Origin of the sequence: Thermoanaerobacter sp. X514 (genome assembly GCF_000019065.1) — a bacterium.
GTDB lineage: Bacteria > Bacillota > Thermoanaerobacteria > Thermoanaerobacterales > Thermoanaerobacteraceae > Thermoanaerobacter > Thermoanaerobacter pseudethanolicus.
In genome coordinates, this window is record NC_010320.1 from 2,091,410 (window position 1) to 2,105,214 (window position 13,805).

The following is a 13,805-nucleotide window of genomic DNA, read 5'->3' on the forward strand; positions in this document are numbered from 1 at the left end:
CTCCTTTTTATTTTGCTACTTTTACTAAACTTGGTCTTATTACTTTATCTTTTAGATAATAGCCTTTTTGGAAAACTTCAATAATTTCATTGGGCTGTTTTCCTTCCACCTCTTCCTGCATTACAGCATGGTGTTTGTAGGGGTCAAAAATTTGCCCTTCTGCTTCAATTTCTTTCACGCCAAATTTATCCAATATCTTTTTAAACTGCCTGTAAATTAATTCTATCCCTTCTTTTAGAGAATTATAATCTCCACTGCTCGCCAAAGCTCTTTCAAAATTATCCATAATAGGCAAAAGTTCTAAAATTACTGTTTCTTTCCCGTATTCTACCATTTCTGATTTTTCTTTTTCTGTTCTCTTTCTGTAATTTTCAAATTCTGCTTTCAACCTTTGTGCAATATCTAAATATTCTTGAGCTTCAACTTCTTTTTGCTGAAGTTTTTGCTTTAGTTCTTCTATTTCATCTACCGTTTGCTGCTGTGGCTGTTGCTGTGCTTGTTCATCTTCGGGAGGTCCTTCCATTTGTTCGTTTGAATCTAAATTATTAACATCCTTTTCCTCCTCTTTGTTAATTTCCTTTTCTACTTCTTCCACTTATATCACCTCATTATATTTCATCATTGTATATATTCGATAAAAGATTCGAAAGCTCTTTTGTCATAACATTGATTTCATTAATTAATTTTCTATAATCCATTCTTGTAGGCCCTATAATTCCTATTGTACCCACCACACGACCGTTAATCTTATAAGTAGTTTTTATAACGCTTAAGTCCTTCATTTCCTCAAACTTGTTTTCGCTTCCTATTCTCACATCTATAAAATCTACTTCAGGTTCTAAAATTTCATTTAATAAAGACTTGTTATCTAAAAGGTTGAAGAAATTTTTTGCTTTGCTTAAATCTTTATACTCAGGAAAATCTAAAATATGAGAAGTTCCATCCGCATAAATATCCGTTTCCTGTAATTGCTTCAAGCTCAAAAGTATAGTGTTTATCAATTCGTCGGCTATAAAAACCATCTCTCCTAACATATGCCTTAAATCCTGTTGTAAAAACTCAAAAACATCTTTTTCATTTTTTCCGGCAATTTTCTCGTTTAACAAATTGTTTAAAAACTCAAAAATAGTTCTATCTACATTTTGGCACAAATTAAGCAAGTAATTTTTTACAATCCCTGTGTCTGTTACTACTAAAAAAATCATTTTATTAGAAGCAACAGGTATAAGTTGAATTCTTTTTATTCTATCAGGGTTCAACTTTGGCATTTTAGCAACTGTAGTATGGTGAGTAATGTTAGCCAAAATTTTTGCGTATTTCTTTACAATCTCATCGAATTCCGCTATTATTTCCTCGCGAGTATTATAACTAATTGGAGGTTCATTGTTTATATAATTTCGAAGAATGCTGTCTACATAAAATCTATATCCTTTATCTGAAGGTATCCTTCCTGCAGAAGTATGAGGTTGCTCCAAATATCCCATTTCTTCTAAATCCGCCATTTCGTTTCTTATAGTAGCAGAACTTAATCCTATATTGTACTTCTTAGCTATTGTTCTCGACCCTATTGGCTCTGCCGTCATAATATAATCAGTAATAACCGCATATAGTATTTTTTTCTTCCTATCATCTAACGGCATTTTCACCACCCCATGTATTATTAGCACTCTACTCGATTGAGTGCTAATTCATGTTTTTAAAATACCACTCTTATAATTTTTTGTCAATACTCATTTAGGGCAGAAATTCTTCAAAAATGACGTTAGAGACATCAATACCCCTCTCGGTAAGTTTTACACACTCATTATCAATCTCAATTAGACCTTCTTTTAAGTATTTTTGTATTACTTTTTTGTAAATTTCAAACAAACTGATACCAAATCTTTTCTTAAAATCCTTGTCACACACTCCTTTTGTCATTCTCATTCCTAAAAACATAAACTCAGCCATTCTATCTTGTTTTGTCAACTTTATCTTTTCCTTAACTGCACTTTTTCTTTCTAAAATGCTCTTAATATAGTCTTTTATATTTTCAATATTACTATATCTCACATCCGCCATATAAGAATGGGCTCCTGCACCAAATCCCAAATAATTTTTGCATTCCCAGTATAAAATATTGTGGCGACATTCAAATGTGGGCAATGCAAAATTAGATATTTCGTAATGGTGATAGCCTTTTTCTTTTAAAAACTCTATACCCCAATGATACATTTTAAGCTCTTCTTCCTCATCAACTATAGGCAACTGACCCTTTTCATAAAGTCTGTAAAAGGAGGTGTTAGGTTCTAAAATCAAGCTATAAGTAGAAACATGCGTCGGCTGTAATTTTACTACTTCTTTTAAAGTTTCTTGCCACTCTTTAAAGGTTTGAGTAGGAAGAGCATACATAAGGTCTATATTTATATTGTCAAAGAACTTTTTCACTAACTCATAATTTCCAAAAAATTCTTCTACTGTATGAATTCTACCTATATATTTTAAAAGCCTATTTTGAAAAGCTTGAAGTCCAATACTTACTCGGTTTATCCCGTTGTCTTTATAAATTTTTAGTTTTTCTTCAGTTATAAGGCCGGGATTCATTTCAATAGTAATTTCGCAACCATCAAGTATTTTATAATTTTTAAATACAGATTTCAATATCTTCTCTATATAAGAAGGAGGCAAAAGGTTAGGGGTACCTCCTCCTATATAAACCGAAACCACATTATAATCTTTTGTAGAATTTGATTCTATTTCCATAAGTAGTGCCCGAATATAGTCGTCAAAAAGATAATCATAGCCTGCATAAGAATTAAAATCACAATAATAGCATTTTCTTTTACAAAAAGGAATGTGAATGTATAATCCTATCTCCCTCATTTTTCATCATCTAGCTTCAATATTGACATAAAAGCCTCTTGAGGTATTTCGACACTTCCCACCTGTCTCATGCGCTTTTTGCCTTCTTTTTGCTTCTCCAAAAGTTTTTTCTTACGAGTTACATCTCCTCCATAACACTTGGCAAGAACGTTTTTTCTCAAAGCTTTTACAGTCTCTCTTGCAATAATCTTAGAGCCTATTGCAGCCTGGATTGGAATCTCAAAAAGATGCCTTGGAATATTTTCTTTTAACTTTTCTACAATTTTTCTAGCTTTTTCATAGGCTTTATCTTTATGAACTATCATGGATAAAGCATCTACCAATTCGCCATTTATTAAAATATCAAGCTTTACCAAATTAGATTCTTTATACCCTTTAAGCTCATAGTCGAAAGAGGCGTAACCCCTTGTTCGTGATTTTAAAGCATCAAAAAAGTCATATATTATCTCATTTAAAGGCATTTCATATTTTAAAAGTACGCGAGTTTGTTCTAAATATTCCATTCCTAAATATGCTCCACGTCTATCCTGGCAAAGCTCCATAACTGCCCCTACATATTCAGTAGGCACCATAATAGTAGCTTCCACAATTGGCTCTTCAATATGATCTATTTGCGTAGGAGGCGGCATTTTTGTAGGATTGTCCAAATCCAATACCTCTCCATTAGTTTTGTAAACTTTGTAAATTACACTTGGTGCAGTAGTGACAAGATTTAAGTTGTACTCTCTTTCCAACCTTTCTTGAACTATTTCCATGTGCAAAAGTCCCAAAAAGCCACACCTAAATCCAAAACCTAAGGCAGCAGAGGTGTCAGGTTCAAATACAAGTGACGCATCATTTAGCTGAAGTTTTTCTAAAGCTTCTTTTAAATTTTCATAATCTTGTCCATCCGCAGGATAAATTCCACAAAAGACCATTGGCACTACTTCTTTATAGCCAGGAAGTGGAAAATCGGCTGGATTATCTGCGTCTGTTATTGTATCTCCTACGCGAGTGTCTTTTACATTTTTTATGCTGGCAGCAATATATCCAACTTCACCTGCTTTAAGCTCTTCTACTGGATAAAGGTTAGGTCTAAACATACCCACTTCTGTAACTTCAAAAACTTTGCCAGTAGAAAACATTTTTATTCTCATTCCTGGTTTAACAATTCCATCTACTACCCTTACAAAGCTTATTGCTCCTTTGTAATTATCATAAAAAGAGTCAAAAATTAGCGCTTTTAAAGGCTTATTTTCATCTCCTTTTGGAGGGGGAATTCTATTTACAATGGCTTCTAAAACTTCTTCTATACCTATGCCTTCTTTAGCAGAGGTAAGCAAAGCATCTTCTGCGTCAATCCCAATCACGTCTTCAATTTCTTTTTTTACATGTTCAGGATTTGCTGAAGGAAGGTCTATTTTATTTATCACAGGTACTATCTCTAAATCATGTTCTAAAGCCATATATACATTAGCAAGGGTTTGCGCCTCAATCCCTTGTGTAGCATCTACTACAAGCAGGGCTCCTTCACAAGCTGCAATACTTCGGGATACCTCGTAAGTAAAATCCACATGTCCAGGGGTATCAATGAGATTAAGCTCATATTCATTTCCATCTTTAGCTTTATAAATCATTCTTACAGGCTTTAACTTTATAGTAATTCCTCTTTCCCTTTCTAATTCTAAATTATCTAAAATTTGCTTATCTGTTTCCCTTTCAGAAAGAAAACCTGTTTTCTCAATAAGTCTATCTGCAAGAGTAGATTTACCATGGTCTATGTGAGCAATAATGCAAAAATTTCTAATATACTGCATCCTCTCTGACATTTTGTACCTCCTCAAAAATTAAAGACTTAGACCTCATTTCCAAAATCGGCCTTTAAAGTATTGGCTTAACCCTCCTATGTCAATAACTGACTCCTTACCAAAAATTTTAACGATCACCTTTTCGCTATTTGAATATACACCAAATATTTTTACTTTCCTCACTCCAGTAGTAATTTCATTAAAGGAAGAATCAGCTATTACAAGTCCTACTACCATAATAACAATGTACAATAAAAGAGCAAAGATTACAAGTCTCTTTCTTTGAATCTGTTTCTTTCTCTCTCTTGTCCTTGTAAGCCTCATCTTTTATCTTCCCTTCAAGGTATGATAAATCTGTTGTATTTCTTTAATCATTTTATCATAACTATATTTTTCTGCACTTTCTTTTCCTTTTAAGCTTATATTTTTTCTCAGTTCTGCAACTTTCAAAAAATTCTCCATAACTTTTTTCCATTTTATACCTATTTTGTCTAATAATATCACTAGTTATAGTAAATGTTTTTTTATTCCTCCTTCTGATTTTCTTACAATTTGCAATACCTTCATTTTTACCATAAAACCACCTTTTAAGAGATTTCATCAATAACAAGATGTATTAGCATAGGTCCTACAAACACCATCATTGTAGCTGCCGCTACAATTCCTGAATCATTAAAAACCAATGCAAGAATGCTTCCTATAATCGTCGCAACAAAGCATATTCGAATGTAGGAGTGTTTTTTGAAAATTTCACTCAACACTCCAACGGGTTTGAAGAAAAGAATTAGTAAAACACCTATAAGTGTCAACAATACTCTCGACCATATAGAATATTTTATGAGTTTATAATTCATTAAAAGCTTTCTTTCAAAAATTTGCAATAAAGATTCTATGCCATGGTTTTTTACTAAAGCAAAAGTTTGTCCTATGTGAGTTTGTTGAGAAACCGGCCTTAAAGAATCCAAGTAAAACAGTCCTATAAGCATTAAAACTATCCCTATCCCAATATACAATAGATTTCTTATGTTAATTTTTTTACCAGATAAAAGTAACAATGCCACAGCAAAAGCTCCAAAGGCCGTTATCGATCCTCCAACATTTGTACCTATACTTGGAGCTGCAATAAAGTAGAATACCAGTGCGTATATTATTGAAGTTATAGCTAAAAGCAGCTTTTTATTCGAAAAAATTTCAAAAGCCATTGTAGTAAAACATAAGACGGCTCCAATCAATACCCCCAGATACTCGTTTCCTAGGCCATAAAAACGGGCCCCTACGATGACGTCATAGCTTAAAAAAGAATTTTTTAGCAAATATTGCCCTGTCACAAGGTCAATTAGCAAAACAAGGGAAGTAATTAAACCTATTATAGCATAGAAATAATAACCATAAGGATTAATTTCATGAATCGCTATAATTGCTACTGCTGTCAAAAATAATATTCCCACGATGCTATTTGATAGACTAGTATAATTAAACAAAGGTAATAGCAAAAAAGTCAAAGGAATAGTAGAAACAAAAAATAATAGAGGCTTTAAATAGACCGCATACTTTTTTAAAAAAAACAAAACTAATAGGGCTAAAATTAAAATTATTATCTCTAAAACCACATAAGTCCTTAAGAAAATAGGCCTATAAGTGTAATTAAAAACAAGTTTATGACTTTCAGCCAATAATTTGTCTACACTTCCTTTGTAACCAGAATTATAAAGGGGATGTCCCATCAAAAAAGTGGGTATAGGAATGTCAAAATACTGTAAAATTGTCGGCATTAAATCTGTATTTGTGACAATCCCCTCTCTTTTTGTTGTGTCTGAAGTAACATAGCCTTTAGTAAAGCCTGGTCCAAAAAGTATTATGGGGGTTAAATAACTCTTTTGCCCCATATCTTTAGATGGAGGAAGTGGAGTTAAGACAATGTATAAGGTGTTGGGACTGCCTTCTCTTATGACTTTGCCAATAAATTTATCTGCTTCGTATAAAGCCCTTTTTTTATTTCTCTCATTAATTTTATCCATCGCATATTTATGGTAATCATTCGCTCTTAACGTATCCCCTAATTGAAAAACCGTTAAGTCGGGTTTTTCCTTCATCTCAGTATATTTTTGATAAAGCAAATCATAATCTGTCATAATTCCAAAAGGGCTGAAAGGGTCTCTTTTTAAGACATTATCACTCACATCCCCAAAATCTACAATTCCTTTTTCATCCATTACTATAAGAGGTGCATATCTTCTTTGTTCTACATCAGTATCTTCATTACCAAACACAGCAACAGTTTTTCCATTTTGTTTTAAAAGAGTGCCTAATAAGCCAGGTACTACAATGTGATTTCGAGTTAGGTTATTTCTCTCTACTTGCGCAAAATCTAAATTTACTATATTAAATACTTGGGGTTTAATACCTGTATTTCTTTTGAAAATTATAGAGGCTTGTTCTCCATTTACTATTTCAGAAGCATTAAAATTAAGGGAAGCTTTTTCAGATCCTACAGCTCTTGTCCCACAACCAATTGTCATATACACGTTTTCAGGGGTCCTGCCTCCATCAGAATTTACCGTCATAAGTCCATATGTACCATTTTCCATGAGGTATTTTATATTAGGAAGGTCATTTTCAACATAGTCATTTAAATTAACCCTGTCTACAATAAAAATAACTATTTTTCTATCTTTTATACTATTTACTTGTCCATAAGAAACAGTACTAAAGAGGATTAAAAACGCCAAGACCAATCCCATTATTCTTGCTACAAATTTCATAAAGAACCTCCTAAATCTTTGATAATTACAGTAATTTATTTTAACCTTTTTTTAAATTAATATCAACATCTATCGCTATAAAATAAAAAGCAGTTTTCACTGCCCAAAATCTTGTTGCTGCTTTATCACTTCACTAATGGCTTTAGCCAGATACTTTGTAGTTGCAATTGCCTCCTCTAAAGTATTATAGTTACTTCCTAATTCTATCAGTATCGACTTTTCAAGAAGATGCTGATTATATTCACTGTAGGGCTTTACCTGTACTCCTAAAGATAGGCCGGGATAAAGCTCATTTAATTTATCACTTATTCTTTTGGCAAATTCGTAATTTTTTCTCCAATCTTGTTGCATTTCCGGTGTCCTTCTTGAGCCTATTATGAAAGAAACTCTTGCTACTTTTTCCCCGTTTATTTCCATCACATATTTTTTTCTAAAATCTTGGTTTGGCAAATTGCTCAAAACAGGAATAGTTTCTACTCCTGGTTTCATAACAGCACCATAGCCATCTCTATGCAAATCAATCGCTGCCTTAATAGAAGGATACTCCTTTAAAATTTTACTGACTGTTGCAAAAGAGTTTACATAAGATTTGTCATAGTTATAATCGTTGATAGTTTTGTCGTGCAATACAGGAATTCCTTCTTTTCTAAGATATTCCGTAAGATAATCCGCTACTTTTGCAACAGTATAATTTAAATCATCTGTCCTATCATAGCCGTACCTTGCTATGTATTTGTTCTTTTCTGTAGCAGCATAAGCTTCCATAGTATGAGTGTGATATATCAAAAGATAGGGTTTACTATTATCTATATTTTTCAAAACTGGTTTTTCTTCCTCTCCTTGTGTCTGAGATGTGTTTTTGTCACTTTGTGCATTAGTATCAAACAAATTCACATTGTTATTAGAAGGAGGATTTGTTTGTGCATCATCATTCTGTATATTATTAGTACTTACCTTTTTCAAATCTACCTGTGCTAAAATTGGAAGTTGAAATTTCAATATATTGATAGGGTCTTTAACTTTAGCATTTAACAAAGTGGAAAAGGTTAAATCCTTTCCTGTATATCCCTGAGAGGTAAAAGCTACTTCTATTATCGGCAGGGTATAATTTATTGAAGTTACAAATAAACTGTCTAATTTATCATACTCCTCTGAAAAAGAATCACCAATTATTTGTTTATATTCACCTTTATAAGGTTGTGTCATCCAATTATAAAGAAAAACATTTGTCAATAACAAAATTAAAAACATTATCCTGCTTATCTTTAAACTATAATACCTGTACAAAAGAAGCACCTCTCTTTGGTTTTTATATTTTATAAATATTCCATCAAGAGGTGCTTTAGTACTTCATGTTTAATGAAGTAATTGATTCATTTCCCTTTCTGTAAGACCAGGTTGCAGTGCAAGATTTATTCCTCTAGATATAATTGAAGCTATATTTCGTACCAATAAATCTATTTCTTTAGGAGTAACTACAAGATTATGTACATAAGGTGTTAAAACTTCTTGAATGAGACTGTATTTCTCTTGTTGACTCATGTTCTTAAGCACTTCATAAAAAGGGCTTTCTTCTTTGGTGTGTTTTAGTAACTCTTCTGTTAAATATTCGATGGTGTCGTTAGCAATTGTTACTGCATCTACTACTGTAGGAACTCCTATGGCTATTACGGGTATACCTAAGCTTTGCTCAGTAATGGAAAGCCTTCTATTACCTATTCCAGACCCTGGACTTATACCTGTATTTGAAATTTGAATAGTAGTTGACAGCCTCTCTAATCTTCTTGAAGCCAAAGCATCAATTGTAATTATTAAGTCAGGTTTTATTCTGTCAACTACTCCTTTTAAAATTTCAGCCGTTTCTATTCCGGTAATTCCCAAAACTCCGGGAGAAATTGCACTGACAGACCGAATTTCATCGCCAAACTGTTGAGGTGCGTATTCCTTTAAATGCCTTGTTACTACAATATTGGAAACTACACGAGGTCCCAACGCATCAGGAGTTACATTCCAATTACCTAACCCTACTACTAAAACTTGTGTATTTTCCGTCAAATTAGCTATTTCTTTAATTATATCTGCTAAAACTTTTGCAACTTCTTCTTCTAAATCTAAATCCCTTTCAATGAGGCCGGGGGCTTCAATAGTTATATAGTCCCCCACTGGCTTCCCCATTGCTTTTTCTCCTTCTTCATTTAAAATTTTGACCTTTGTCACCTTTATACCCTCTAAGTGTTTCTCATCCACCCTAACCCCTGGAATCTCTCTTCCTTTGTATAATTCTCTCGCTTCTACTGCAAGGTCTGTCCTTATACTGTACATTTACATCACCTCAACTCTGTGGGTACAAAGGCGTCAACTAGTCCTATCACAAAAGCAGCAATCAACGAACCAACTATTGTTGCATGAATGGTAGGAACAATAAACTGAGAAACGTATATCACTACCGCCGCAACAATAAATCCTACAAAACCACGGCTTCTTGGTGAAATATCTTTTCCTAATATTAATTCTACAATATAACCCAACAAAGCTATTACCAATGCTGAAATAAGAGCTCCCCAAAAGCCTGCAACACTAAAGCCAGGTACAAGATATCCCACCACCAATAGCACAATAGCTGACACAATAAAACGTATAATGGTTTGTAACATCAAATCACCTCCTCTAATTATGATAAACAAATTGACAAATTTTATACCTCTGTGATAAAGTAGAAAATGTATTAATCCTTGAAAAACTATTTCTTTCGTGGTAAAATTAAATTCGATTGAGGAGGTGAAACTTTTGGCAAACACAAAATCTGCAAAGAAAAGAATATCTATTATCGCAAAAAGGACTTTGCGTAATAAAATGATAAAATCAAGAGTCAAAACATTTATTTCTAACTTTAATAAAAGTTTAGCAACAGGAGATATAGAAACAATAAAAGAAAAATTAAGACTTGCCGTCAAAGAATTGGACAAAGCTGCCACAAAAGGAGTTCTTCATAAAAACACAGTGGCAAGAAAAAAATCCAGACTTTATGCAAAATTTAATGCACTTTTAAAATCAGCAGCAAGTAATGAATAAAGCGTACCTTAAAAGTACGCTTTTTATCATTTGCACAATTTTTTTACAAGCTCCTCCAATGCCAAACTGCTATCCGCCCCTGATTTCAATGCAATGTCACATTTTAAGCATTCTTTATATGCCCTTTCTAAATCCTCTTTTTTAAAAAACTTACTTTGTCTTGTTAGTTCTTCTACTACAAAATATGGCACTCCTAAAGAAGATGCTATACTCTTTTTATCTACAAATTTGCTTTCAAAAGTTTTGATTTTAGCGATCAGCCTCATCTGTCTTACTATCATGGACAATATAATAAGAGGTACTTCTCCCTTTTCTAAAAGGGCGTATAAAACTTTATAAGCCTCTTTTTCTTTTTTCATTCCTATAGCACTAACAAGATTGAAAATGTTTTGTTGCAGGTTTATAGTAAGGACTTCTTTCATTTTTTCCATTTTTATTTCTTCACTGTCAGAATAACAAACCACTTTATGTATTTCATTTACAATAGCATACAAATCAGTTCCTACACTTTTTACAAGGTATTCTGCATCAGATTTGCTTATCTTTTTCCCACTTTTTTTAAAAAAATAACCTGTGTAATTTACAGCTTCTTCAAATGAAAGCTTTTGAAAATACACTATTTTACCTGTTTTTTCTATAAATTTGTAAAACTTCTTCCTCAAGTCTACCTTTTCTCCATCTACAATAATCAAAACTGTTTTATTCTCCGCCATATTGGCTCTTTCTTCCATATAATTCACAAGCTTTTTTAAACTCTTATCACTCAATTTAGAAAGTTGGTCCTCCTCGTTTTTTACTACAACTAACTTATACTCAGAAAAAAAAGGCAAAGTCTCACAGCTTTCAATGATAGCATCTACATACTCTTCTGGATCATTCTTTTCAATAACTATGTAATTCATCTCATAGGTTTCTTCCTTTAAGATCTTTGATTTAAACCTTTTGATAGCGTCTGACAACAAAAATCTCTCTTCTCCGTAAAAAAGATATATATTATGTATTTCTCCTTTTTTTAAACTGTCTATTAATTCTTTATACTTCATTCTTTCACTCCTTAAGAACAGTCCTTATATATGCCTTTTTCCCATCTGTCTTTACAATAATGGTACCATTTTTGTCTGTTCTATACACTATAGACCTTTCTTGAAGATATTTTAGCACTCTCTCATCAGGGAGTCCATAACTGTTTTTACCTACTTGGAGAATACATATTTTCGGATTGGCTTTTTCAATGAATTCTTCTGAAGATGAAGTACTTGACCCATGGTGAGCCACCTTCAAAATATCAGTCTTTATGTCTAAATTCTTTAAAATTTCTTCGGCCGGTTTTTCTATATCACCTGTAAATAAAAACTCCATATCTTTATACTTCATTTTAAAAACAAGACCATTGTTATTTATAGGATTTTCTTCTATCAAATTTGCTGGGTCAGGGTGCAAAACATATATTTCAACACCATCTACTTTGACTTTATCACCCTTTTTTAAAAACACAACGGGAATGTTTTTTGATTTTGCAATTTCCATCAATTCTTTGAAATTATCATCAGTAACTTTTTGTATCCCTATAAAGATTTTGTCAACTTTCATTTGCTGCAAAATACTAAGTATCCCGCCTACATGGTCGATGTCAGTATGGGATATAAAAACTCCATCAAGCTTCATAACACCTTTGTAATACAAAAATGGAAGTACCACATCTTCTCCGACATCAAATGAAGAAATTGCAAATAAGGGCCTGCCTCCCCCATCTATTAAAAAAGTTTTGCCGTGGGGTGTCCTGACAAAAGTGCTGTCCCCTTGTCCTACATCCAGGAAAGTCACTTCTAAATCTTTAGGCAATAGATAATTATAAAAGAAAATTGCTATAACAAAAGTCAAGGCAATTGCAATAGAAATCTTTTTAGTTTTTTTATCAAAACTGCTAAGTAGGACTGCTAAAATCCCATAATACAAAACAATCACATACAAAGGCGGAACAATAGTATTTATACTGGCATAAGGAAAGCTATTGAATAATTTCGTTATGTACAAAATAACTTCTACAACAGGTATATTTATAAAATTTATAAAATAGGACAAGGGAGGAAAAATCAGCCCTATCATAGCCGATAAAAATCCCAAAACGACTGCTATATTCGCCAATGGCACTATTACAATGTTGGACAAAAGCGAAATTATGGATATATAATGAAAATAATACATGGTAAAGGGGATTGTGCCAATTTGAGCAGAAAGAGTTAAAGCGACTAATTCTCGTATTTTGGGATTTAGCATTGATAATTTTTCTCGTATCGGCTTATAGAAATACAAAATAGCTAAAGTAGCAACAAATGAAAGTTGAAAACCTACATCCCACAGCATTAAAGGATTAAATATTAATATCACAAAAGCAGCAAAAGACAAAGAATTTATAGAATTATGTTTTTTGCCATAAGTAGTGCCAATTAAAGCGATAGAAGCCATAAGAGCTGCCCTTATAACTGGCGGATTTGCTCCTGTTAAAATTGCATAGAAGGTCAATACAATTATAATGATAGGAACTTTGTACCTTCTAATGTTAAAAAGACTTAACATATAAAGTATAAAACCTGTTATGATTGCTACGTGCATTCCTGATACGGAAATAATATGTGAAATACCTGCTGTCCTAAATTGTACCAAAGTCTCATCGTCAACAAGTTTATCTCCTAAAAAAATCGATATAACAAACTTAGCATCTCTTTCGGGCATTGAATTTATATAATTAACTTCTGTTTTTTGCTTTGCAGCATATATAACCTTCTCAATAAAATTTAAATTGCCTTTGCCCACAATGTCAACGGCATACCCCTGCACTCTCATGACTGCATAAATTCCTTTTTTCTTTAAAAAGAGTTTGTAGTCAAAACCTCCTGGATTTGTAGCCCTTTTAGGTATTGAAACTATCCCCCTTATACTTACAACATCTCCATCAGAAGGATATTTGCCCCCATATTGAGTAAACAATACTTTAGGTAAATTAGTCGGTTTAACTATGTATTTAGCATATCCCTCATATTCTCTTACCTCCTGCACCTTGCCCTTTATAGTTATAAATTTATCTTCAAATTTTAGATAAGGATTGGGAGAATTAAGAGCATTGCCACTTAAAATTGCACCTACAAAAATAAAAGAAATTAAAAGAAGTAAACTGACATTTTTATTTTTCAAATACCCCCACAAAGAAATAGCCACTGAAATTGCTAATAAAAGCAAAAAAGCAAAAGGATAAAAAACATATCTTCCAATTATTATTCCTAAAGAAAGAGCTACAGTAAGATATAAAAATGGAAATTCCATT

Annotated in this window: 13 protein-coding genes; 1 reads left to right on the top strand and 12 read right to left on the bottom strand. The window is 32.6% G+C overall.

Features of this window, described 5'->3' with window-relative positions:
- Positions 1–7: 7 nt before the first annotated feature.
- The 10 genes from grpE to TETH514_RS10515 form a co-directional block, all read right to left on the bottom strand.
- A complete protein-coding gene (gene grpE / locus TETH514_RS10475; RefSeq protein WP_009052597.1) occupies positions 8–595 on the bottom strand; it encodes a nucleotide exchange factor GrpE in 588 nt (195 codons plus the stop codon).
- A gap of 13 nt (positions 596–608) precedes the next feature.
- Complete coding sequence (gene hrcA / locus TETH514_RS10480) at positions 609–1,640, bottom strand: heat-inducible transcriptional repressor HrcA (RefSeq protein WP_009052598.1); 1,032 nt, start codon at positions 1,638–1,640, stop codon at positions 609–611.
- A 94-nt stretch (positions 1,641–1,734) separates the two neighbouring features.
- Positions 1,735–2,862, bottom strand: coding sequence for a radical SAM family heme chaperone HemW (gene hemW, locus TETH514_RS10485; protein ID WP_009052599.1), 1,128 nt, complete (start codon positions 2,860–2,862; stop codon positions 1,735–1,737).
- Entirely contained in the window at positions 2,859–4,670 is a 1,812-nt protein-coding gene (gene lepA, locus TETH514_RS10490) for a translation elongation factor 4 (RefSeq protein ID WP_009052600.1), read from the bottom strand. The genes hemW and lepA overlap by 4 nt, the downstream gene beginning before the upstream one ends.
- A 33-nt stretch (positions 4,671–4,703) precedes the next feature.
- Positions 4,704–4,973, bottom strand: a complete 270-nt coding sequence (locus tag TETH514_RS10495) for a hypothetical protein (RefSeq protein WP_009052601.1) — start codon at positions 4,971–4,973, stop codon at positions 4,704–4,706.
- Positions 4,974–4,976: 3 nt separating this feature from the next.
- Positions 4,977–5,099 carry a hypothetical protein gene (locus TETH514_RS13075; protein WP_255345457.1) on the bottom strand — a complete coding sequence of 41 codons (123 nt, stop codon included), beginning with the start codon at positions 5,097–5,099 and terminating at the stop codon, positions 4,977–4,979.
- Positions 5,100–5,236: 137 nt separating this feature from the next.
- Positions 5,237–7,411, bottom strand: a complete 2,175-nt coding sequence (locus TETH514_RS10500) for a hypothetical protein (RefSeq protein WP_012268767.1) — start codon at positions 7,409–7,411, stop codon at positions 5,237–5,239.
- 96 nt (positions 7,412–7,507) lie between these two features.
- A complete protein-coding gene (spoIIP, locus tag TETH514_RS10505) occupies positions 7,508–8,698 on the bottom strand; it encodes a stage II sporulation protein P (protein ID WP_009052603.1) in 1,191 nt (396 codons plus the stop codon).
- A gap of 69 nt (positions 8,699–8,767) precedes the next feature.
- Positions 8,768–9,733, bottom strand: coding sequence for a GPR endopeptidase (gene gpr / locus TETH514_RS10510; protein ID WP_009052604.1), 966 nt, complete (start codon positions 9,731–9,733; stop codon positions 8,768–8,770).
- A 5-nt stretch (positions 9,734–9,738) separates the two neighbouring features.
- Entirely contained in the window at positions 9,739–10,065 is a 327-nt protein-coding gene (locus tag TETH514_RS10515; protein WP_003868086.1) for a phage holin family protein, read from the bottom strand.
- A gap of 133 nt (positions 10,066–10,198) precedes the next feature.
- Here TETH514_RS10515 and rpsT point away from each other — a divergent pair, with 133 nt between their 5' ends.
- Complete coding sequence (gene rpsT / locus TETH514_RS10520) at positions 10,199–10,483, top strand: 30S ribosomal protein S20 (RefSeq protein WP_003868087.1); 285 nt, start codon at positions 10,199–10,201, stop codon at positions 10,481–10,483.
- 26 nt (positions 10,484–10,509) lie between these two features.
- Here the strand turns inward: rpsT and holA are convergent, their stop codons facing one another.
- Positions 10,510–11,526: a DNA polymerase III subunit delta gene (gene holA, locus TETH514_RS10525; protein ID WP_009052605.1), complete on the bottom strand. Its 1,017-nt coding sequence runs from the start codon at positions 11,524–11,526 to the stop codon at positions 10,510–10,512.
- 4 nt (positions 11,527–11,530) lie between these two features.
- Positions 11,531–13,804 (bottom strand): DNA internalization-related competence protein ComEC/Rec2, encoded by a 2,274-nt coding sequence (locus TETH514_RS10530; RefSeq protein ID WP_009052606.1) that lies wholly within the window; start codon positions 13,802–13,804, stop codon positions 11,531–11,533.
- Between the last annotated feature and the right edge of the window lies 1 nt (position 13,805).